The 24,253-nt window shown below is 37.3% G+C and carries 17 protein-coding genes; 14 read left to right on the top strand and 3 right to left on the bottom strand.

The window, feature by feature from the left end; genetic code table 11:
* The first annotated feature begins 13 nt into the window (after nt 1–13).
* The 5 genes from K1X82_05975 to K1X82_05955 all read left to right on the top strand — a co-directional run bounded on the left by K1X82_05975 (nt 14) and on the right by K1X82_05955 (nt 7,155).
* The gene (locus K1X82_05975; GenBank protein ID MBX7181640.1) at nt 14–562 is read left to right on the top strand and encodes a LysE family transporter; all 549 of its coding nucleotides are present in this window, start codon (nt 14–16) and stop codon (nt 560–562) included.
* Nucleotides 563–565: 3 nt separating this feature from the next.
* Nucleotides 566–1,102 (top strand): RNA methyltransferase, encoded by a 537-nt coding sequence (locus K1X82_05970; GenBank protein ID MBX7181639.1) that lies wholly within the window; start codon nt 566–568, stop codon nt 1,100–1,102.
* Between the two features lie 827 nt (nt 1,103–1,929).
* A complete protein-coding gene (locus tag K1X82_05965; GenBank protein MBX7181638.1) occupies nt 1,930–3,486 on the top strand; it encodes a hypothetical protein in 1,557 nt (518 codons plus the stop codon).
* A gap of 147 nt (nt 3,487–3,633) precedes the next feature.
* The gene (locus K1X82_05960; protein MBX7181637.1) at nt 3,634–6,408 is read left to right on the top strand and encodes a T9SS type A sorting domain-containing protein; all 2,775 of its coding nucleotides are present in this window, start codon (nt 3,634–3,636) and stop codon (nt 6,406–6,408) included.
* Between the two features lie 117 nt (nt 6,409–6,525).
* Complete coding sequence (locus K1X82_05955) at nt 6,526–7,155, top strand: peroxiredoxin (protein ID MBX7181636.1); 630 nt, start codon at nt 6,526–6,528, stop codon at nt 7,153–7,155.
* A gap of 48 nt (nt 7,156–7,203) precedes the next feature.
* On the opposite strand, the gene K1X82_05950 is transcribed toward K1X82_05955, so the two are convergent.
* Nucleotides 7,204–7,566: a YraN family protein gene (locus K1X82_05950; GenBank protein ID MBX7181635.1), complete on the bottom strand. Its 363-nt coding sequence runs from the start codon at nt 7,564–7,566 to the stop codon at nt 7,204–7,206.
* A gap of 156 nt (nt 7,567–7,722) precedes the next feature.
* On the opposite strand from K1X82_05950, the gene K1X82_05945 reads away from it, so the two are divergent.
* From K1X82_05945 to mqnE, 6 genes are all read left to right on the top strand, one after another.
* Nucleotides 7,723–9,891 carry an urea transporter gene (locus tag K1X82_05945; protein ID MBX7181634.1) on the top strand — a complete coding sequence of 723 codons (2,169 nt, stop codon included), beginning with the start codon at nt 7,723–7,725 and terminating at the stop codon, nt 9,889–9,891.
* Entirely contained in the window at nt 9,891–11,291 is a 1,401-nt protein-coding gene (locus K1X82_05940; GenBank protein MBX7181633.1) for a hypothetical protein, read from the top strand. The genes K1X82_05945 and K1X82_05940 overlap by 1 nt, the downstream gene beginning before the upstream one ends.
* A 46-nt stretch (nt 11,292–11,337) precedes the next feature.
* Complete coding sequence (locus tag K1X82_05935) at nt 11,338–11,919, top strand: tetratricopeptide repeat protein (protein ID MBX7181632.1); 582 nt, start codon at nt 11,338–11,340, stop codon at nt 11,917–11,919.
* A 148-nt stretch (nt 11,920–12,067) separates the two neighbouring features.
* Nucleotides 12,068–15,394 (top strand): gliding motility-associated C-terminal domain-containing protein, encoded by a 3,327-nt coding sequence (locus K1X82_05930; GenBank protein MBX7181631.1) that lies wholly within the window; start codon nt 12,068–12,070, stop codon nt 15,392–15,394.
* Nucleotides 15,395–15,398: 4 nt separating this feature from the next.
* Nucleotides 15,399–16,655, top strand: a complete 1,257-nt coding sequence (locus K1X82_05925; GenBank protein MBX7181630.1) for a T9SS type A sorting domain-containing protein — start codon at nt 15,399–15,401, stop codon at nt 16,653–16,655.
* A gap of 3 nt (nt 16,656–16,658) precedes the next feature.
* Nucleotides 16,659–17,819 carry an aminofutalosine synthase MqnE gene (gene mqnE / locus K1X82_05920; GenBank protein MBX7181629.1) on the top strand — a complete coding sequence of 387 codons (1,161 nt, stop codon included), beginning with the start codon at nt 16,659–16,661 and terminating at the stop codon, nt 17,817–17,819.
* Nucleotides 17,820–18,063: 244 nt separating this feature from the next.
* Here the strand turns inward: mqnE and K1X82_05915 are convergent, their stop codons facing one another.
* Entirely contained in the window at nt 18,064–18,711 is a 648-nt protein-coding gene (locus K1X82_05915) for a response regulator transcription factor (protein ID MBX7181628.1), read from the bottom strand.
* A 96-nt stretch (nt 18,712–18,807) separates the two neighbouring features.
* Here K1X82_05915 and K1X82_05910 point away from each other — a divergent pair, with 96 nt between their 5' ends.
* Nucleotides 18,808–20,628 carry a tetratricopeptide repeat protein gene (locus K1X82_05910; GenBank protein MBX7181627.1) on the top strand — a complete coding sequence of 607 codons (1,821 nt, stop codon included), beginning with the start codon at nt 18,808–18,810 and terminating at the stop codon, nt 20,626–20,628.
* Nucleotides 20,629–21,079: 451 nt separating this feature from the next.
* On the opposite strand, the gene htpG is transcribed toward K1X82_05910, so the two are convergent.
* The gene (gene htpG, locus K1X82_05905; GenBank protein ID MBX7181626.1) at nt 21,080–22,888 is read right to left on the bottom strand and encodes a molecular chaperone HtpG; all 1,809 of its coding nucleotides are present in this window, start codon (nt 22,886–22,888) and stop codon (nt 21,080–21,082) included.
* Between the two features lie 299 nt (nt 22,889–23,187).
* Here htpG and K1X82_05900 point away from each other — a divergent pair, with 299 nt between their 5' ends.
* Nucleotides 23,188–23,421 carry a LuxR C-terminal-related transcriptional regulator gene (locus tag K1X82_05900; GenBank protein ID MBX7181625.1) on the top strand — a complete coding sequence of 78 codons (234 nt, stop codon included), beginning with the start codon at nt 23,188–23,190 and terminating at the stop codon, nt 23,419–23,421.
* Nucleotides 23,422–23,496: 75 nt separating this feature from the next.
* The gene (locus tag K1X82_05895; protein ID MBX7181624.1) at nt 23,497–23,997 is read left to right on the top strand and encodes a hypothetical protein; all 501 of its coding nucleotides are present in this window, start codon (nt 23,497–23,499) and stop codon (nt 23,995–23,997) included.
* Nucleotides 23,998–24,253 lie beyond the last annotated feature (256 nt).

Below are 24,253 nucleotides of genomic sequence, written 5' to 3'. Positions count from 1 at the left end.
CCCTGTCTTTTTTTTGCTTATTAATACAAGCATGAGGTTTGGCTTTAGGGCTGCTATGATTTTAGAAATTGGAATTCTAGCATCCGATGTTTCTTATATTCTGCTTGCCTGGTATGGTTTGGGTAATTTTATGCTCGATCCAACCTTTCAATATTGGATGGGTATCGTTGGTGGTATCCTCGTTTTGGGATTTGCCGTTTCCATACTAACTTCTAAAAAAAATCCCCTCGAAAATGAACCTGAACCGCTCAATGCCAAAAATGCTGTTGGCTTAGCGATTAAGTCTTTTTTGCTTAATTCCTCTAATCCTTCGGTCATCGTGTTTTGGTTTACTACCGTTGGGCTTGCCATGAAATCCTATAATTCTCAACCACAATCTATTTTTATTTATTTTACAAGTTGTATAGGAACTGCAACCATTCTAGACATGGTTAAAGCATACTATGCAAAACGAGCCAGGCAGCTAGTCAATCCTAAAAGTTATAAGTGGATTCGTTTATTTTCCGGGGTATTATTGCTTATTTTGTCTGGTTTGTTGATAGGTAAATCTCTAAAAGGTTAAAACATGAGGAAGTTGGAGAATGCCGAGCTGGGGCGCTTAAAGGCCGAGGAGTTTAAAATCGCACCAAAGCTTCCAATGGTGTTGGTATTAGACAATGTTCGTAGTTTAAATAATATTGGTTCTGTTTTTCGCACTGCTGATGCGTTTCGCTTTCAGGCCATATACCTTTGCGGCTTTACGGCTACCCCGCCTCATCGTGAAATACAGAAAACAGCCTTGGGGGCCACCGAAACCGTTGAATGGTTCTATACAAGTTCTACCATGGAGGCTGTCCAAAGTCTCAGGGAACAAGGTTTTATTGTTTGTTCTGTAGAGCAAGCCGAAAAAAGTAGGTCTCTTGAAACAGTTGAATGGGATCCTAATAAATCCTATGCCTTGGTTTTTGGAAATGAAGTCGAGGGTGTTGATCAACTCGTTGTAGATGCTTCAGATACAGTTATTGAAATTCCGCAATTGGGGACCAAACATTCGCTAAACATTGCAGTTAGTGTGGGAATTCTAAGTTGGGATTTTGCTAAAACTTTCCTTCTTAAAGTTTGAAATGGATTTAGGCAGAAGCATTTGCCTGTATTGGCTAAGGTTGTAAAATAATGGATTTTATGCAATCGCAACCTTTGGCTTGAAAAGATGACACATAAAATCTGCAATAGAAGTGTTATGTGGCTTTCAAATATAATAAGGACAGGGGTTTCAGGTTGATTTTTGGGTGAAATAAAAGTGAACTACTTTGAAGTAAAAATCGTTCTGAAATCCTTGTATTTGAACTAATCGCAAGCCTGAATAGAATTCTATTGCAGATTTTGGGGAAAGCTCCAATCATCTTCTTAAAGCTCTGTTAGCTACAAATCTATTTAGGAGTGATTTACTCGAAGAATTTATGGATTATTAAGTTAGGTATCCATTAGATGGGTCCAAAATAAAATAGATATTCTTTGAAGTTTAATTCTGAGTGGCTATCGAATTAAAATGATGCAGGAAATCCGATGTTTATAATTTTTCTTTGAAAAAAAAGTCGATTTTTAAATCTGTTTATACTTCCAATTTTGTCAGGATCAAGAAATATTTTGGGGTTTGACAGGATAGTTTTGTCTAGTAATGAATCTTTATTTGGGCTTCAAAGACTAATTTTGTTCTTGGTTGTGTGAGTTTTTTTATTAATTAAAAATTTCTATGAATTGATTAAATGCTTGTTAATCAGAATTATGGTTGTATTTTTATTTATTTTTTGAGTGTTTTTTTTACGGATACTGAATTATATCAGATGAGTTTTGGTAATCCAGGGTTATTAATATTATTTTTTATTCAAATTGCTTGTTTAGTTCGAGTAATTTTCGATCTTTGTTATCTTATTTTCAAAATCAACCCCCATGCCTAGGAAAATTAAAAATGAGAAGATTCAACCATTAACCATAGAAAAATTTGTGAAATTGCTAAGTGATTTTCATTTAGCAGAGTTTAAGGGTTTTTTACAGGAGACTAATGCGCTATTGCCTTTGAAGTTGGTGAAATCTATCGACAGAGATCCGGATTCGTTTCAAGGTGGAGATATGCTGTGTAGGTTGGTTTATGGAAAGGATGATAGTCGTAGTAAGTTGAATTTTAATCAGTTAGCTTCCTATACCTTCCGAATGGCTGGTTGGGTAGCTAAAAATTATCCTTCGTTTTTGTCTCATAATATTGAGTTAATGGAGGTTTTGGTTAATACAGGTCGCTTAGAAAAGGCAAATATTTTGGCTGAAAATCTACTTGATATTGCAGAAAAGATAGAGGATTTCAGGACTCAAACTGCTGTTTTAGCCTTTCTATCTCAACAGAATTATTTACATTACAACTTTGGTGAAAGTTTGAGGTTGCATAGTCGTTTGGTAGAGGTTTTGGAAACTAATAAGGTGTATAATGAGGTGCAAGTCTATTTTAAGACTCATTTTAATATTACCGCTCGCCGAACCAATATGTTAGAAAAGTTGGATGAGCATCTAGCCTATTTCAATAACTTCATTAATCATCCTTCCTTTGCCATTTCTTCCTATGCAAGGTATTGTATTTTATTTATCAAATATTACTTTACTCCTTCGGAGTTCTTTTCTCCGGAAACTCAACAATACCTGTTGGATTTTGAAAGTGATTTGAATAAGTATGGGTATGTAACCATGCCATTCTTAACTGAAATTAGAACTCGATTGAGCCTGTTTAAATTGAATTTCCCTGATTATAATTATGGTGAAAAGGAAGGTAAAAAAGAATTGGAGCGCTTGTTGAGTTACTCACATTATTATAAATTCTGGAAATACTTTGCCAATTTGCCTGAACTGTATGCCACAAATATTAAAGGAACTTATTACTTGTCAAAGTATCATACTATGCTCCACCGACCCGGTTTTGAACGGATTATTGAGCCGGAAGACAAAAAGGATATAGCATCTTGGCAGGAAAGATCTAAGTATTTATTGGATAATACCAACTGGGGTAAGGAGCATTTGAATGATATGATTCATTTGCGTTTGAACTATGCTGCCTTGCTTTTATTGGGTTCCAATGAAATGCGAAAAACAGCAGTGATGTTAGTGGAAGAAACTTTAATTACCTATCAGCAATTATCATTTTCCGAAAGTTTGGATAGCTTTATTTCATGTTTGATGATTGGTTACTTCTCGTTGGGTGATTATGACAAGTGTGCTTCTACCTTCATTAGGTATATTAAACTCAACAATAACAAAATCATTAATCAGGATAACGATTGGGTGATTTATTCATATTACTACACGGCACAATGGATTCAAAACCGTAGGAAACAATATCCTAAAAAACTATGGGATTTGTACGATAGTATACCCAATGAGCCGATCTACAGACCCAATAAGGAATTGATTGAACAATTAGCCGATGATTTTGGGGTTAGACGCAGACCTTCTGTGGTCGCTTAGATGATTGATTTTCAAATAAAAGGGGCCTTTTGGCCCTTTTTTTATTTTACTTATCACCAATCGGCTGTTAGAAATTAAAATTTCGTATTATTGACGCTTGAAATTTTCTCAAACCCAAATCTTCAAATCAAGTCTCATTTGATGAAAATGAATTTTACTAGAATACTTTTCACAGCGGTTGGATTAGGTTCTTTCCTTTCAACAAATTCTGTGTTTTCTCAATTGGTAACTAACAATGGAGCTAATGCTTATATCAAACCGGGATGTTTGGTTGTTGTTAAGAATGCATCAGTAGACAATGCTTCCGGATTAATTGATAATGCCGGAGATTTTTATATAGACCAGAATATAACTAATGGAGGTACCTTAACGGGAGGTGGTGCTGCCGGAAATTATTTTATAGGAGGAAACTGGATTAACAACGGAACTTTTACCGCCGACCAAAGTAAGGTAGAATTAAATGGTGCTGCCCAGCAAATAACCGGAACCGTACCAACCAGTTTTTATAATTTGAAATTACTCGGTACCGGCGTTAAATCACAAACATTGGACGCAACCACCACCAATACCTTGGACTTAGGTTCTCAGGAATTGGCTACCAATGGTAGTAAACATTTTGTTACTAATCCGGCCACCAATGCAATTTTGTTCACCACAGGTTTCGTAAGTAGCACCGGTATTGGTCGTTTAAGCCGTACCATGAATACCAACAGTCCTTATTTGTTTCCGGTGGGTTCTGCATTAGGTACTCCTCGTTACAGACCTCTTGAGATAACACCAACTGTTGCCGGAACTCAATCTTTCGATGTAAGAATGGCCAATGTTGATGCTACTACGGAAGGTTATAACAGATCCACACGCGATATTACTGTTTGTGATATTAATCCTTTGTTCTACCATCTCATTGAACGGTCTAATGGTTCCAATCCTGCCAATATTACTTTCTTTTATATTCCTGCAAACGATGGTAATTACAGCAATAATGCACATTGGCAAAATCTTCCGCAATGGGAAGATATGGGAACTGTAACTAATGGAACCAGTGGTAGCTTTACAACCCAAACCACCTCTAACTGGAGCAACTTTTCTACATCAGCATTTGCTTTGTCAAAACCTGCCCCTGTTGTAACAATCTCAGGCTTAAATCCTGCCTATTGTGCAGCAGATCCTAGCGTTCCTCTAACTGGTTCTCCTGCAGGCGGAATATTTTCCGGTCAAGGTGTAAGTGGTAACATCTTTAATCCTTCCAGTATTGCACCCGGAAATTACATTATTTCTTACACCTACACTGATCCAATCACTCAATGCAGTACCACTGCCACTGCTTCAACAACCATCAATGCTTTACCTGTAGTTACAGTTACACCTAGCGGTCCTACTAGTTTTTGCTCCGGACAAACAGTTGACTTAACAGCTAGTGGGGCCTTGAGTTATACCTGGTCCAATGGCCAAAATGCTCCTACCATTACCGTTTCAAATACTGGTTCTTTCACAGTAACTGGCTCAGATGCCAATGGTTGCAGATCATTACCTGTTGCTACTTCTATTAATGTATTAAGCTCTCCAGTACCAACCGTAACAAGTTCTGGAGGTACTAATACAATATGCACAGGTGCAACTTTAACTTTAACGGCATCTCCTGCTCAAACTTATTCTTGGAGTAACTCCGCTACCACCCCGTCTATTAGTGTAACATCTCCTGGAACTTATGATTTAACAGTTACTTATGCAAATGGTTGCCAAGCTACAACCAGTTTTGTTCTAAATCAAGGTGTACCCCCTGTTCCAACCATTGTTGAAGATGGACCTTTGTCATTTTGTGCCGGAGGAAATGTAATTTTAGCAACAACTCAACCATACCTTACTTATTCTTGGAACAATTACAATTCAACATCTAATTTTATTAATGTTATTAATGCAGGTAGCTACAGTGTTACCGTTACTGATGGAAGTGGTTGTACAGGAACCTCCAATACTATTTCAGTAAATGTTTTCGCATTGCCGAATCCTAGTGTTACTCCTACTGGTTTAGTTGAGATTTGCTCCGGTGATAACGTAACTGCATCCACTCAGAGTGGTTTCGTAAGTTATGCTTGGAGCCCTTCCGGTGGAACTTCTGAAACTGCAACCTTTACCCAGTCAGGTTACTATTATGTATCTGTAACGGATAACAATGGTTGTATAAATACCTCTGATTCGGTTCACGTTGTGGTGCATAACCTGCCAAATCCAATTACAATTACGGCAAACGGTCCAACTAACTTTTGTGAAGGGAATTCAGTTGTCTTATCAGCGCCTTCCGGATATCAAAGTTATACTTGGAATGATGGAAGTACTACTCAAAACCTTTTTGTTGATTCGGCGGGAGCCTATGCTTGTGTTGTAACAGATCAAAATGGCTGTTCCCCTGCAACAGGTTCCAATGCCATAGTAGTGAATGTATTTAATGGCACACCACCGGTTGCAAGTTTTTCCGGTAATACTTTGAGTTCTACCCCAGCAATTAGCTACCAATGGTATTATAATGGTAATATCATTTTGGGTGCAACTGGTCAAGATTACCAAGCAACCTCCTCCGGTGTTTACTATGTGATTGTTACGGATGCCAATGGATGTATTTTGAAATCCAACACCTTGGAATTTACCTATATTGGATTTGAAGAAATGGGATTGCAGAATATTGATATTTTCCCGAATCCTACCGAGAATCAAGTGATAATTGAAGTAAAATTCAATGCACCAACAGATTACACCATTGAGTTTACTGATATGTTAGGAAACCAGGTTCTTAAAACCGATTCTTTCAAAAACAAGGATGAAATGAAAAAATCCTATGATTTAACTGAATTAGCTGCAGGTATCTATTTCGTTAAGTTAAATGCAAATGGGGAAAGTTTCGTTCAGAAATTAATTAAGAACTAAGATTCGAATAACAAAATTTTAGAATTTCAGGCTAAGTTCAAGGAAAGAAATCCTTGTACTTAGCCTGTCTTTTTTACCTTTGCACCTAATTATTTAAAACTTAAAATTTAATATACCATGCCATTAGTAGGAAAAAAAGCCCCATCATTCAAAGCGAAAGCAGTTGTAATGGGCGAAGAAATCGTTGATGATTTCTCCTTGGATCAATACATTGGAAAAAAATATGTAGTGTTTTTCTTTTATCCAAAAGATTTCACCTTTGTTTGTCCAACTGAACTTCATGCATTTCAAGAGAAATTAGCTGAGTTTGAATCACGTAACTGTGCTGTAGTCGCTTGTAGTACCGACACAGAGCAAAGTCACTGGGGTTGGTTACAGGTTCCAAAAAAACAAGGTGGAATTCAAGGAATTACTTACCCAATTGTTGCCGACACCACAAAAACCATTTCAACTAATTACGATGTTCTTTTCGGAGAATATGAGTATGATGAAAATGGACACTTGGCCGCTAATGGTCCAATGATTGCTTTTAGAGGGTTGTACTTAATTGATAAAAATGGTATGATTCGCCACCAGTTGATTAATGATTTGCCTTTAGGCCGTAATGTTGATGAGGCAATCCGTGTTTTGGATGCTTTACAATTCAACGAAGAAAAAGGAGAAGTTTGTCCTGCCAACTGGACAAAAGGTAAAGAAGGAATGCAAGGAACACATCAAGGTGTTGCCAGCTACCTAGCAAGTCACTAATCCTGAATTAAGATTGAAAGGCTGTTTCGTTTTGAAACAGCCTTTTTTTTATCCAATTGTGGTATATGCGTTTCGAATGTGATTGATTTTCGATTGATTGGCATTATACAGTACCGAAACGATATCGAATCGAATCTCTTCCGATCTTTTTTTACTTTCTAGGTATGCATTGGCTCCTTCTATCAATTGCCTTTGCTTAGAACGTTTGACAAATTCTTCAGGTTCACCAAAAAAGTTTGTTTTCCTGGTTTTTACCTCAATAATAACCAAAAAGTCACCTTCTTTTGCCACAATATCTAATTCAAATTTTTTATGTTGCCAATTTACTTCTAATATTTCAAGTCCTTGGCTTCGAAGGTAGGCGACGGCCATAGATTCGCCCATTTTGCCGAAATCATTGTGTTCAGCCATATCAATACTAATTTTTATATGGATCAAAAGTAGGAAATCATTTAATCCCTGTTAAACCTTTTTTTTGTTTGAGTATCCAAGCAATTGGTAAGGGAGTAAATGGAAATGAGCATGTTTTGTTACATCTTATTGATTCCCAATTAATTTTGCCTTGATTTGGAACTAGGAAATTCACCAACAATTAAACAATGGATGGATGCTGTATTAAACAGTTATTCTCAGTTGTTCTTTTCCCTGAATAAATACTTCGGATTGGCATTATTGTTTGCCTCATTCTTTAACTTTCGGCTTGGATTGGCTGGTTTGGTTTCCGTACTAAGTGCAAATTTTATTGCCTTTTTGTTTAGGTTTCGGCTACAATCTTTCTCCGAAGGATTGTATGGATATAATGCTCTTTTAACCGGAATGGCTCTGGCCTTTGATTGGAATAATGGTGTTTTTTTTCTTTTGATTTTGTTGCTAGGTTCTGCTGCTAGTTTGTTTTCTACCATGTTATGTAATTCAATTTTGGAGAAATGGAATCTGCCTTCTTTAAGTATTCCATTTGTATTAACTGTTTGGATTATGACCGTATTTATCAGGCAATCGCATTTGCTTGAACCTGTAAATCATAGTTTGTTTGTTTTTAATAATCAATTAATTCATTATGAGTCGTTCGATGAACAACTTCATTCGGCATTGCCCGATACAGTGAAACTTATTCTAAATACGTTCAGTGGAGTGTTTTTTAACAAAAGCCCTTTGGCAGGTTTAATTATTGTCTTGGGTATGTTATTTTGGTCAAGAATTGCCTTTGTATTTACCTCTGTTGTTTTAATGGCAGCTTACATTATGTTTCAATCTGCACTTGGACCGGAAGCTTGGCTTAATTATCAGTGCGGAAGCAATTTTATTTTCCTTTCTCTATCTGTAGGTTGTTTTTATGCTGTGCCTTCCATAGGAACCTTAATTGGTGCTATAGTATTAATCCCGTTTACCTTATTGGTACATGTTTTTTTAGGTGGCATAGGATCCTTATTTATTCTGCCGGTTTATACCCTTGCATTTACTGCTTCTAGTCATTTGTTTCTTACTATATTAAGAAATTGGGGTAGGACAAATTGGATAATTCCAATTGAAATCCAACACTATTCTCCTGAAGCAGCAGTTTACCGTACCTCTTTTTTTACCCGTCGCCTAAAAAATCTGGATAAAGTTCATTTTAAATTACCTTTCCTTGGAGAATGGATGGTTAGTCAAGGTTACCATGGCAGTTTTACTCATAAAGGAGATTGGAGTTCGGCTTTGGACTTTGTTGTCTTGGATGCAGAAATGAAATCTTACCAAAAATCGGGATCAGATTTGAATGACTTTTATTGTTTTAATAAACCTTTATTAGCACCTGCTGCCGGTTGGATTGAAGAAGTGGTAAACCATGTGGAGGAAAACAAGATAGCGGGTATGGATATTAGACAAAATTGGGGGAACTCAGTTGTAATAAATCATGGAAATGGGTTGTATAGTCAGTTAAGTCACCTAAAACAAGATAGTATTAAACAGGTGGTTGGACAATATGTAAAGGAAGGAGAGATTGTAGGAAATTGCGGTAGTTCTGGCCGTTCTCCGGAGCCTCATCTCCATTTTCAATTTCAAAATTCAGGTAAAATAGGAAGCAAAACACTGGTTTATCCCCTGGCCTATTTTATGAGTAAGAGGGGAGGGCGCTACTACTTAAATGAATTTACTGTTCCACAGGAAGGGGAATTGGTTTCCAATGTTGAGCTCAATAGTGGTTTGGTTGCAGCCTTTACTTTTTTACCCGGAATGAAATTGAAATTTCAAAATTCCTCGGGTAAAATCACCGAGTGGGAAGTATTTACTGATGCATGGAATAGAAGCTATATTTTTTGTCACACCACAAAGGGGTATGCCTATTTTGTAAATGATGGAACCATGTTTTATTTTACAGATTTTAAAGGAAGTAAAGATTCTCTTTTATATGTTTTTTACCTTGCAGCCTATAAAGTACTACTTGGAAGTTACCCTGGTTTAAACCTTGAAGACAGGTATTCACTCCAATATGTTTCAAATCCGGTTGCTAGAATAATCCAAGATTTTACTGCACCCTTTTTAACAATTGCAAAAGCAAAGTATTTGATGAAATACCCTACTATTATTCATCATCTCGAGTCAAAAAGAATAGTTTTGCAATCAGAGATGGAAATTAGTTTGTTGGGTTATTGTTTGAGTAAACGTCATTTAGAAATTGAAATTGAAGATGGTGGATTAAGCGTTATGGGTGCAATGAAGCAAGGAAAGTTAAAGCAATGGAAACGAATTGAATAATGAGGAAACCAGAATTAATAATACCTTTATTAATGGCCAAAACTTGTGCCCTGGTATCCCTGTTTTTAATTTTATTGGTTTTATCCCCATATCAATCTTGGTCCCAAGGCTATTATGATGCTGAATACGATATGAAAAGCTATGAGGCATTTATGGAAAAAGATTGGCAAAAAATTATTCAATTGGCTAAGGAGGCTGAAAAGAAAGGAATTGATTTTTATTATCTAAGGCTTAGAAAAGGAATTGCTTATGATAACCAAGAAAAATATAATTCTTCCGAAAGAGAATATAAAAAGGCCAATGCGTTTTTTCCTGTAGATACCTTGACTTATTGGTATCGATATGTGTCGCTTATGAATGCAGGCCGTGAAAGTGAAGCCAGAGTATTAAGTTCTCATTTGACACCCTGGCAAAAATTCTATTCTGGTTTTAAGGGTTCTCGATTAAACTGGATTGGACTAGAAGGTGGCGGGTTATTTGGAAAAGCCCCAGAAGCAAGTCTTACCGATCCAACACAGGTATATTTGAAGCAAAAGCAGCAAGGAAATTTGTTTTTTGCCAGTGGTTCTGCAAATATGTGGATTGGAAGTAGAATGAATTTTACTTTGGGCTATCAGTTTATGAATGTTGGAAATACCATTATTTTTTCAAGACATTTAGGCACTCCCGGCTCTGGAAATAATCAAGTATCCAATCAATCCTGGAAGTTAAAAACCAACCAGCAAAGTATCTATGCTGGATTAAATTATCAATTCGGTAAAGGGTGGTCTGTATTTGCTTCCGGAAATATTATTTTTTATTCAGGAAACACCGTTCAAATTGATAAAATATTGGGAAGTACTTTATCTTTTCGAATTAAGGAGTTGAATATTAGTGGAATGGATTTGTCTTTGGTTGGATTGGTAAGGAAGAGATGGAGCAATTTTTCCTGGGAAAGTTCCTATTCTTTTAATCGTGTCTCTGATAGTTTGTATCATCAATCCAATACTATATTAACGTTATTTCCAATTAGTAATAACCGATTTTATATTTCTGGTCAAGCAAGTACTATTAGCCAAAGTGGTACAAATTTTTTTGGTGGTTTTAAGCTTGGCGCAAGGTTTTCTAAATGGCTATGGCTTGAAGGCAATTGTCTTTTTGGTAGAATGTATGGTACATCTGACGCATCTGGTTGGATCCTAAATAATAATCCGGACCAAATAAATTGGAAGGCAGGTATCCATTTTAGCTTTATTCTTAAAAATAAATTTGAAATTCCACTTCGATTTGGATTGCTTGGTAGGGAGGGGCTTACATTTAAAGAAATTAGAACCAATAGTACTGAAGTCCCTATTGAAAAGGGATTTCCATACACTTACACCCATTTTCTAATTAATACTGGATTAAAAATTTACTTCTAACTATTTAATAATTTAACCGATGAAACGAATCATTTTACTTTCTGCAATGGCAATTTCTAGCCTTGCAATGGGCCAAGACAACAAGAAGATTCAAGATGCTTTCCAACAAAGCTATACGCTTGAAAGTAAATACAATTATAAGTCGGCCATAACTTCATTAAAATCTGTTTATAATGAAAAAAGTTATGAACTTAATCTTCGATTAGGGTGGTTGAGTTATTTGGATAGTAATCAAACTTCCTCTCTTTCTTATTATCAAAAGGCCATCGACTTAATGCCTAATGCAATAGAACCTAAGTTTGGAATTGTTTATCCGTTAAGTGTATTAGGAAAATGGGACGAGGTTGTAAAACAATATGAACTAATTCTAAAGGCTGACCCAAATCAAACAACTGCCAATTACCGACTTGGTTTGATTTATTACAACAGAGGGCAATTTGAAAAATCAAAAACGTATTTGGATAAGTTCTTGAATCTTTATCCATTTGATTATGACGCAGTTATGATGAGTGCTTGGGTTAGTCTGATGTTGAACAAAAATTCCGATGCCAAGTCTCTTTTCAGTCGTGCATTGTTAATCAGCCCGGGTGATAAACTTGCTTTGGAAGGTTTGGGAATGGTAAAGTAGTGGTCAAAAAAACTATATCCTTGTTACTGAATAATTTCAAAACAATATGGATGAATTTTCGTTGTAACTTTGTAAGTTTACAAATCAATTGAAGTAGGTTTTGCCATTTCAAAAATATATCAAAACCCTTGTTCTCGCGCTGTTCCTTTTGGTAGGTACCTACAAAACCTATGCAAATCATATTCTCGGCGGCGAATTAACTTACCAATGTGTTGGTGGTGGGCAATTTATATTTACGGTTAAGATTTATTATGACTGTACTTCAAGTTCTCCAATTCAAGTTATTCCAATTACTGTTCTAAGTTCCGATCCTCCAACTTTAAATGGGGTTGATTGGGTTTCAATAGCTTTGAACCTGATTTCGGAGCAAGACATTTCCCCAAACTGCGATGCTTCCGGGCCTGTTATATCTTGTAGTTCGGCCTCACCTTTGAATGGTGCTATGAAGGAATATGTTTTTCAATCGGTTCCTGTCACTTTGGAAGGAACTATTCCTCCTGATGGTTGGACCTTTGCTACCCTTCAGAATTTTAGAAGTGGCAATATTACTAATATTCAAGCTATCATGAACAATACCATGGTTTTACATACGACCATGTTTAATTTGAATAATACGACCACTAATCCCTGCTACGATTCTTCTCCGGCATTTCTGGCTCCTCCTCCAAGAATTGTTTGTGCTGGTTCAACTGTCAATTTCAATGGTATTGCTTATGATTCAGATGGTGATGTTTTAACCTATGAATTTGCTCCTCCCATGCAAGTTAGTGAGTTGACTGTTTACAATCCTCCGGTTGATCCTCAATTGGTTGCTTACAATCCTGGATATTCCTATCAAAATCCAACCCCGGATCAATCTTTCGACCCTTTAAATATTCCGGCAACAATAAATCCTCAAACAGGTGATATCACTTTTAAATCGTATACTCAAGGGGTTTACTTATTGGCAACTATTACAAAATCCTATCGATGCGGAGTGTTGATTTCTGAAGTTTACCGAGAATTAAATGTTTTCGTTACAGGTGGGTGTGCCAATAACCTTAACCCGTTAATAACAACAGATCCTTCCGGTGGAACAACAACCAATTATGCTGTCAGTGTCAATGCAGGAGATTTGGTGAATATACCTTTAGTAGCAAGTGATAATGGAGTCCTAAGCAATGGTAATCCTCAAAGTGTATCCTTTTCTGCTGTTGGAAGCCAATTTGGTGCCGGCTATACCAATTCGGCTGGAGGATGTTCGAATCCGCCTTGTGCAACCCTAACACCAGCGCCACCCGCAACTACCATTGGAAGTACCGGTACCACATTTAACTGGCAAACCGATTGCAACCATTTGACCGGTCAATTGGGTTGCAATACGGCTGATAATACTTATACCTTTAGTATTGTTTTTCAAGATAATTTTTGCCCAATTCCTGCTTTCACTACCTATAATATTAGTGTTACCATCCTGGCTCCTAATTCCAGTGAACATTCTCCTGAACTTCGATGTGTTTCTGTTAATTCAGATGGTTCTACTACGTTGAATTGGGAACAAGGTGTTAATACAACCGGATCTTGGAATTCATATGCCATTTACCATTCCAATTCTCTGAATGGCCCCTATACTCAAATAGCTACTATAAATAATATTAATACGCTTTCCTATATCCATACTACTGCAAATGCGGCAGTAGATCAAAATTTTTATTTTGTTACCTCTATTTTTGGTTGCCTCGATGCACCTCCGCTCGATACTTTGGCCTCAATGCTTTTAACAGTTTCAAATGGCGCCAACGGCTTTGCTGGTCTTAGTTGGAATCCTCCATCTGACCCATTGCTCCCAACCACAGGCCCAACCTATTCCATTTTCAGAGAACAACCTTTGGGTACCTGGAATATGATTGGAACTTCAAATACCAATTCTTTTAATGATCCTGTCACCGTCTGCAATGAGGTAGTGAACTATCGGGTAGAAATTGCCGATGCATTAGGCTGTATCAATATTTCCAGTGTGGATGGTCAACAATTCGCTGATAATTTTCTTCCTGAAACACCAGAAGTAGACTCAGTAAGTGTTGATTTACTTTCTGGAAATGCAGTTATGGGATGGAAACCCAGTGCTTCGGCAGATGCAATAGGTTATATTACCTATTATTTTAGAAATGGAATTTGGACTGCCGTTGAAACTTTGAATGGTTATAATTCTACTTATTGGTTCAACGATACTACTTCCAATGCGGATACTATTTCTGAATGCTATAGGGTGGCAGCCTTCGATAGTTGCGGTAATGTTAGTGCCTTGAGTTTCAGTCATTGTACCATGCTTATGTCAGGGTCAATCAATATCTGCGACCGTAAAATTTCCTTGGCTTGGAATCCATATGTTAGTTGGACTACCGGTGTTGATTATTATATCATCAATCGCAAGGATAATAATGGGCCTTATGAACCTTATGACACCTTGGTTACAACTTCGGATCTTCCAAATTATATTGATTCTTTTATAGTTAAAAATCATGTTTATTGCTATTACATAACTGCAGTAAAAAATGATGTTAATAATCGTATTACCTCGAGTTCAAATTCCCTATGCTTTGATGCAACTTTACCCAAAGCTCCTGATTTTGGCTACATCACTACAGCTACCGTTGAATCTAATACCGAAGCATATATTAATGCACGAATCGATCATACCGCTATAATTGATCACTTTGAAATTGAAAGAAAAACCCCTGTTACAAATTACTCCAAGTTGGATGATATCTCTCCTACCGGTGTAGATTTGGTTGAATATACCGACGAATCAGCTAGTACTAATTTAAGTAGCTATACCTATCGTATTATTACTTTTGATACTTGTCTCACTCCAACCGATACTACCAATATCGGAACTACCATCCACCTTACCGCAACCGGATACCCTAATCGCACCAATGTGCTGAATTGGAACGCCTACTATAATTGGGATGGTCAAGTAGATCGATATGCAGTTTTTAGACAAATAGGTGGGTTGAACTCGTTTTCCTATGATATTATTGCAATTATTCCTTCAACGGCCGACTCTTTTTATACTTATGTTGATAGTGTAGATACTTTCACTATTGGTAATGGCACCTTCTGTTATTTTGTAGTCGGATACGAAGGTCCGGGAAATTTTTTGGGAATTTTGGCTAATAGTAAGTCCAACATTGATTGCGCCGAACAAGGGGCTAATTTCTTTGTTCCAAATGCATTTGCCACCGATGCCTGGATGCCCGAAAATAGGGTCTTTAAACCTGTTACTTTATTCGTTTCAAGAGATGAATACGAATTCACCATCTGGGACCGGTGGGGGCAAAAGGTTTTTCGAACCAAGGACTTAAACGAAGGTTGGGACGGCAAAATTTATGGACAAATGGCCAAACAAGGTGTTTATGTTTATTCGTTTAAGTACTTAACTGCTCTAGGTGAACACCTGGAAAAGAAAGGTACCATTACCCTAATTCGTTAGCCTTATGAAAAAGGAGGTACTTAGTTTAGTGGGCCTGTTCTTGCTTTCCTTTTCGGTATTGTTTTCACAAACTCCACGATGCTATACCACCGAATCTATTGAAAGGTACACCAATTTAAATCCGGATTATGCTTCAACACTGATCGAAAACGAAGAAATCCTGCAACAATTTCTAACATCTAACCAAAGTAAATCATTACAATCTCAAATTCAGATTCCGGTTGTAATTCATGTAGTCTATAATACAGATGAGGAAAATATTTCCGATGAATTAATTTATTCTCAATTAGCAGTATTAAATGAAGACTATTCATTTTCTAATGCAGATAGAACCCTCATCCCCACACCATTTCAGTCATTTGCCGCAAATTCAGAAATTAGTTTTTGTTTAGCCAGTACCGATCCTCAGGGAAATTGGACTGTTGGTATTACACGAACATTTACAAATAAAACAGAATTTTCCAACGATGACCAAATGAAAAGTGCGGCAAATGGTGGAGCAGATCCTTGGCCTAGTAACAAGTATCTCAATATTTGGATTTGTGACCTGGCCTCAGGTATTTTGGGATATACCTACCAACCCGGCGCCAATCCTGATGTGGATGGGGTTGTAATTGATTATAAACATTTTGGAAAAAATGGAAGTTTAGGTGGTAATTATAATCTTGGCCGTACTACAACCCATGAAATAGGCCATTACCTTAACCTTTATCATCCATGGGGTCCCGAAGGGTCCAATGCATCTTGTTTAAATGACGACCTCGTTGACGATACCCCCTTAAGTCCGGGCCCTAATTACAATTGTCCTCTTTTTCCAAACCATGTTACCTCCATGTGTAGTAACACACCCTACGGTGATATGTTTATGAATTTTATGGATTATACTTACGATAATTGTATGTATTTCTTCACCTTGGGACAAAAGGAACGAATGTGGGCAACCCTTAATACCAGCCGAACCCAATTGGTTTCTTCCGATGGTTGCTTCGTTGCGGTTCCAGATGCCAATCTTTCTAAAAAGATTCAACTTTTTCCTAATCCAACCCATTCCAATGTATTTTTGTCACTAAATTCTGAATTGCAAAATACCACCTTTGATTTAGAACTAATCAACCCACTTGGGGAGGTTTTTTTAAGAAAATCTTTTCCAAATCCAGGTTCAGTTGTCGAAATCAAATGGGATGTTTTACAGCCCGGAATTTACTTTATAAAAGGCTCTTCCCACCTGGGAAGCTTTCAGAAACGAATAGCGATTGAATAGTATATGGCTGAAAATTCTTCCTTCCCTTCTGCTCTTTTAGATGCAGAATCAAATGTAGATCTTAGGAATATTGGTAAGAAAGTAGTTGAATTTGAGCGAATTACCCCGGAAGAGGGAATTCTTTTGTATCAAAAGGGAAGTCTGGGCTTCTTAGGTGCGCTCGCAAATTTTGTACGGGAACATAAAAATGGAGATAAGGTCTTCTTTAATCGGAATATCCACATTGAACCGACCAATATTTGCGTTTTTGATTGTAAGTTTTGCTCCTACAGCCGCCTTCTAAAGCATAAGGAAGAAGGTTGGGAATTAAGTGAACAACAGATTTTAGATAAAATTAGAGCGTATAAAAATGAACCTATCACCGAAGTGCATATCGTTGGTGGAGTTCATCCTAAAATGGGTCTTCATTATTTTGCTTCTTTGATTAAAAAAGTCAAAGAAATTCGACCTGATTTGCATGTGAAAGCCTTTACAGCAGTGGAGTTGGATTATATGTGCCGCAAAGCTAAACTTAGTTACGAAGAAGGTCTTAGCATTCTTAAAGCTCATGGTCAGGACAGTTTGCCAGGCGGTGGTGCTGAAATTTTTGATGAAATTGTAAGAGCTGAGATTTGTGAGGATAAATGCAGTTCAACAGAATGGTTGGCCATTCATGAAACCGCTCATAAACTTGGAATGCCAAGTAATGCCACCATGTTGTACGGCCATATTGAAACCTTCGCTCATCGCATCGATCACATGGAAAGGTTAAGGAGATTACAGGATAAAACAGGGGGCTTTAATACATTTATACCTCTTAAGTTCCGAAATCAAGGTAATCAAATGAGTCATTTGCCCGAGGTTTCTCGTATAGAAGACCTTAGGAATTATGCAGTTTCTCGTATTTTTATGGATAATTTCGGTCATGTAAAAGCCTATTGGCCTATGATTGGTCGAACCACAGCTCAGATGTCCTTAAATTTTGGCGTGGATGATATCGATGGCACCATTGATGATACTACCAAAATTTACTCCATGGCCGGAAGTGAAGAACAAACCCCGGTTTTAACTACCGAGCAGTTGGTTAAACTTATTAAGGATGCCGGCCGTCGTCCTATTGAACGAGACACCGTGTATAATGTAGTAAAGGATTATTCGGTTGAAAATCTTGAATCGGTAAGTTAGTTTTTTTTTGGGCGGGTCCCATTCGCCTAAACTTTTGGTTGATATTCCAACATTTTACTGGCTCATGGTCGGGCTATCCGTTACAAGTCCTCGCCGCCCTTGGCTATCGCCGCGGTCGTCTGTGGGCTTTCCACTTCTATCCCTACCCGGACGGAACCCCTGACTTTATTCCTCCGAATCAATTGTGGTAATTTCCTGAAGTTATCCAAAAATTGGCATTGGAATTCAAGTCAGGATTTTAGGTTTAATCTACCAATTTATGCTCTATGGCATATTTTATTAAACCGACTATGGTTTTGGTTTCGGTTTTTCTGAAAATGTTTTTGCGGTGACTTTCAACCGTGCGTTCGCTGATAAATAAAGCATCTGCAATCTGCAAATTAGAGTATTCTTTTGCTATTAACCGAATAATTTCCAATTCACGTTGGGTCAAACCTGCTTTTTCTTCGTCTTGTTTTAAATGCTGCCTTTCCTGAATGGCTTTCATCAGTTCAGCCGAAACCTGATCACTGAAAAACATTCCTCCTTGTATAATTTTGTGAATGGCTCCTACAAGTTCATCTTTCCCGGTATTTTTTAGAATATATCCGGAAACGCCGGCATCCAGCATTTCGGAAATAGTTACCCGCTCTCCGCTCATGCTCAAGGCTAAAACCTTTACATCAGGATGGTTGGATTTTACGGTCTTGGTTAAACCAATTCCATCCAATAATGGCATACTGATATCAGTAATAACTAAATCGGGTTTAAGTTGTTGAATGGTTTGAACCGCTTCCAATGGCCTGGTGCTCTCGCCAATTATTTCAATTTCCTTTTCAAATCTTAACAATGCCTTAAGGCCATCAATCATAATCTGATGGTCATCTACTAAAAATATCCTAATTTTTCCCAAAGACACGGACAAAAATAGCTTGATTTGTTTCTTTGCAAAGAAGATTTTCGTCAAACTGACGTTTCTTTTCCGAACTTTGTAGCAAAACCTAGCATTTTGAAAAACCTGTTGTTGCTTTCTTGCTTTCTGTTTCTGGCAGTCCAAACGCTTTGGGCACAGTCGGGAACTGATGAAAAGCTGGCAAAACAGTATTTCCAAAACAAGGAGTTCGATAAGGCTTTGGATATTTATGAGAAGCTATACAATTCCAAAAATGGAGGTTTCTACTATTTCGATTACCTCAATTGTTTATTGGAACTTCAACAATATTCTGAAGCAGAAAAGTTGATAAAAAAGCATTTGAAGCCTGATCCATATAACTTCCCAGTATTAATTGATTTGGGTTATGTTTATTTTCTACAAAATGAAAAGGAGAAATCCAAGGATCAGTATGAAAAAGTGTTGAAGTATTTGCGACCCAATGAGGAAGAAATTCGGAATGCGGCACAGGCATTTATTGATCACAATGAATTGGATTTTGCAGTAAGAACGTATGACAAAGGCCGAAAGTTATTTGGAGGAATGGTGGCATTTCATTTTGAATTAGCAGATGTGTATGCTATGAAAAAGGATGTGCCTGGAGTTTTTAATGAATATCTTGATGCTGTTAATGAAAATGAAGGTCTGCTGCAAAATGTACAGAATGCCTTGCAAACCATGCTTTCTGATGATGCTAATGGTAAGAAAAATGAATACTTAAGGCAATTGCTTATCAAGAAAATACAGGAAAATCCGGAGCGGGATGTTTATTCCGATTTATTGATCTGGCAATATATTCAGGCAAAGGATTTCGAGGCAGCATTTATTCAAAGCAAGGCATTGGATAAACGTTTAAAAGAGGAAGGACAAAGGATTATGAATTTAGCAGCTTTGTGTAAGGCAAATCAGGCCTGGGAAACTGCCATAAAATGTTTACAATATGTGACTTCAAAAGGCATTGAAAATATCTATTACATTTCTGCAAAGATGGATTTGGTTGAAGTAATGAATAAGAAAATTACCGAAAACGGAAATTACACCACCAAGGATTTGGTAGAATTGGAAATGTTGTATCGTTCTACCTTGGATGAACTTGGAAGGCATGCTCAAACATCTAAAATGGTCAGAGGATGGGCTAAATTGGAGGCCTTTTACCTGGAAAAGCCAGATTCGGCTATACTATTATTGGAGTCTTGTTTATCATTTCCAAATCTTTCATCCAGAGAGGTTGCAGAAACAAAAATGGAACTGGGAGATGTTTTGGTTTTTATTGGAGAAGTTTGGGATGCCAGCTTATTGTATTCACAAGCAGAAAAGATGTTTAAGAATGATCCTATTGGTCAGGAAGCCAAACTGCGAAATGCCCGCTTAAGCTATTACAATGGTGAATTTGCCTGGGCACAAGCCCAATTGAATGTACTTAAATCGGCAACTACCCAGCTTATTGCCAACGATGCATTATATTTAGCCTTGTTAATTGGCGATAATATTATTGAAGATTCAACCGGAGGAGCCTTGCGTCTTTTTGCGACTGCTGATTTGTTGAAGTTTCAAAACAAAGACAGTTTAGCATTAGTTCACTTAGATTCTATTCCGGTTTTGTTTCCAGGTTCTATGCTTGAAGATGATATACTGTTTATCAAAGCTCAAATTGCCATAAAACGGAACCAGAGTGAAAAAGCCTTGGAATATTTTGAAAAAATTTACAACACCTTTGCTGATGAGGTTTTAGGGGATGATGCATTATTCAAATCGGCAGAAATTTATCAGTTTAGGTTAAATAATCCGGGTAAGGCTAAGGAATTATACCAGGAATTTTTGCTGAGATATCCAGGCAGTTTATATACTGTGGAGGCCAGAAAGCGATTTAGAGAATTGCGAGGGGATAAAGTAAATTAGGTAGAAAATTACCGGCTTGGATTTTAAAGATCCCATTTGGATCAAAGCAAATTATGATTGCATTTTCCGGGCAAATGAAAATAGGTTTATTTACTGGTGGTTGAATGAAAACTGAACTAACACAGCCATTCAGTTTAGCCGAATTTTTACACTTTCCTTTTTTGTGCTGATTGTTTACTTCTTTCTTAGGTCAATTTTGGTTGTTGGGTTTACCACGATATTTGAGTGGAACCGAATTGGATGAAGATTGGTTGAAAGCTAATTGTCATTAAGCTAAACCCGGTAGAGCCAAATAGCTTTGCCACGGCACAATGCATTGAAATTTGCTTTAATTAGGTGTGGCAAACTATAGGCGATAACGGGGATACAGATAATTCGGGCAGCTAACGATTGTTTTCCAAAAAAAAAGGCCAAACTTACGCTTGGCCTTTATCGGAGAATCGGAATTGGATTAATTCACAAATTCCACACTGCGTTTTATAAATTTGGTTAATTCTTCGCCTTTAAGCATTCCTTGCGAAAGCAGGGCCAGATCAACCAATTGTTTAGCGGTGTTTTGGCGTTTTGAATCATCGTTTTCCGACAGTATTTTACCCACCAATGGGTGATTTCCGTTAACGACTAGGTTCATCATTTCTGGGAAATTGCCCATCATTCCCATACCTCCGCCTCCAACAGCTTGCATTTCTTTCATACGGCGGAAAAACTCAGGACGGGTAATAATAACAGGTAATTCAGTTTCGCTCAATGGTTCCACTTTAATGGAGAAAGTAGCTTTATCAACGGTTGTTTCAAATACAGAAGATACTGTTTTTTGCTCTTCTTCGTTCAATTTGCTTGGAGCTTTATCTTCTTTCTGGATCAGATTGTCCAAGGTGTCGCTATCGATACGAACAAAAGATATTTTTTCCAATTTCATTTCGAGGTGTTGGATAAAATGTCCTTCCAAGGGGCTATTCATTTCCAGAATATCGTATCCACGGCCTTTTGCTGCTTCAATAAAAGAATGTTGTTCGGCTACATTTCCGGCATAGAGGTAAACTGTTTTTTCGTTTTTATCGGTTTGGGTTGCAGTAACTTTTTCTTTGTATTCTTCTAGAGTAAAGTATTGTCCATCCGTGTTTTTTAGTAACACAAATTTTTGTGCACGTTCAAAGAATTTTTCATCAGTAAGAATACCATATTGAATAAAGATACGGATATCATCCCATTTTTTCTCAAAATCTTCACGGTTTGATTTGAACATTTCTTCCAGTTTGTCTGCTACTTTTTTGGTGATATGACTGGAGATTTTTTTCACGTTTCCGTCGCTTTGCAAGTAGGAACGGCTAACGTTTAGGGGGATATCCGGTGAATCTAACACTCCATGTAAAAGGGTAAGGAAGTCTGGTACAATTCCTTCCACCGAATCGGTAACAAAGACCTGGTTGCAGTACAATTGAATTTTATTGCGCTGCATTTCAATGTTGGAACGGATTTTTGGGAAGTAGAGAATTCCGGTCAAATTGAAAGGGAAATCCACATTGAGGTGAATATGGAAGAGTGGTTCTTCGGCGAAGGGGTAAAGTTCGCGGTAGAAGTTGGTATAATCTTCCGGACTAAGGTCAGTTGGTTTTTTAGTCCAAGCCGGTTTAGTATTATTGATGATTTCCTCCTTAAATTTGATTTCAACAGGTAAAAATTTACAGTATTTAGTAAGGATGGATTGGATTCGGCTATCCTCGGCAAACTCTAGGGAGTCATCGGCCAGATGCAAAATGATATCGGTTCCACGAGCTTCTTTTTCAGTTTCCTGAATGGTATATTCGGGTGATCCGTCACATTCCCAGAGGCTGGCAGGAGCATCTTGGTAGGATTTGGTAAAGATTTCAACTTTTTTTGCAACCATAAAAGCTGAATAAAATCCAAGACCGAAGTGGCCAATAATGCCGGCATCGGTTTTGTCTTTGTATTTCTGAACAAACTCTTCAGCGCCGGAGAATGCAATCTGGTTAATGTACTTTTTAATTTCATCGGCAGTCATACCAATCCCTTTATCCCGGATGGTTAATGTCTTTTTGTCTGCATCTAAAATCACTTCGATGGTGAGGTCGCCAAGTTCGCCTTTGAATTCGCCTAAGCTGTTCAAAGCTTTCAATTTTTGCGTGGCGTCTGTAGCGTTGGCTATGAGTTCTCTAAGGAAAATTTCATGATCAGAATAGAGAAACTTTTTAATGATGGGGAAAATGTTTTCGGTACTTACACTTATTTTTCCGTTCATGTTATTATGCTTTTATGAGTTTTCCGGGGGAGTTCAATGAATATGCCACAGGTTGTGATGCTGACAAAATGACGCCGTTTGAAGGGTGATGAAGGATTTTTGGGTAGTTAAAATTGGGAAATGGCGAAGAGGTAGGAGAGCAAAGGATTCAAATTGGAGAGGTTGAAGAAGGATTATTGGGTAGTTAGGAAAGGGATGTAATTTGTTTTTGTACTCATACTTAATAGTGTAAGTATTTTTTCTTGCTTTATTAATTTTTTAGCTTAATTCTAAAATAATTCTTAAAATTGCCAAAGTTTATGGATGCCTCGATTCATATTATTCAATTGACCCAAACCGAGTTGGCGGTGTTGGAGTATTTGTCGGAGGATTTTAGTATTGAGCAAACTGCTGATATGCTTGGAATTTCTCCTAATACTTGTAAAAGGCATAGGGAAAGCGTATTGAAAAAGACAAGAAAGCATACTTTATTAGCGGCTTATAAGGAGTGTTTAAGACGAGGTGTCATCTTATTGCCTACGATTCCTATATAGGGTAAAAAGCCTATTGTGTTGAGTTAATTAATTCTTGATGTTTGCGAAGTAAATCATTTCGTAAAATCATTTTTTATGTCTGCAAACAAAGTTGAAATTTCTACAATATCACCTTCGAGTAAAGTGGCCATATTAGAAGCTATTGCTACCATCAGAAGAGAATTAAAGAAAACGGTACCTACCACTTTTATTTCAGAGAATGAGCGAGATCAGGCGGCTGCAGTGAGTAATACCTGTATGCCCTATATTGACAGAACATTTAATAAATATATATATCAATGCAGCCAAATTATACCCAGGCACAAAAACCCGGAAGAGGCATTACAACAATATGCTCATCTCAAAGATTTGAAGGAGATTTCCGTCTCTATGCGCCAACTGATGGAGTTTGTGGACGATTTGGACGTCCTGTACAAGAATGATGTATATTATTACTTTTTGCGGTTTTATATTATGGTAAGGGAAAACTTGGAGCAACCGGGGGTGAACATTGTTTACAATGATCTCAGTCGTCTGTTTGAGGGCTTGGACGAGGGAGACGTTCAAGAAACCAAGAAGGTGTTATCTATGTTCTAGATTGCTTTTCTTTCTCTAAGCTTTTAGGCGCAACCATTATAATTGGGTTGCGCTTTTTTTGTTTTAGGAACAGCGTAATTTCAGTTCAAAATCAGTGAGATTTAAACTATAAATTGAATTTGTTATTGATGATGTTGGAGGATTTGTTGAGGTTCTATTAAAACAAAGATAAGGAGCTCTTGCCAAAATGGAATGGATTTTTAAAGAAGTTCATTGGCTAAATTGGCTAATTCGCTGCGTTCACCTTTTTCAAGGG

It is taken from the genome of Bacteroidia bacterium (assembly GCA_019695265.1).
GTDB lineage: Bacteria > Bacteroidota > Bacteroidia > JAIBAJ01 > JAIBAJ01 > JAIBAJ01.
This window is presented reverse-complemented; position numbering and strand designations above follow the sequence as displayed.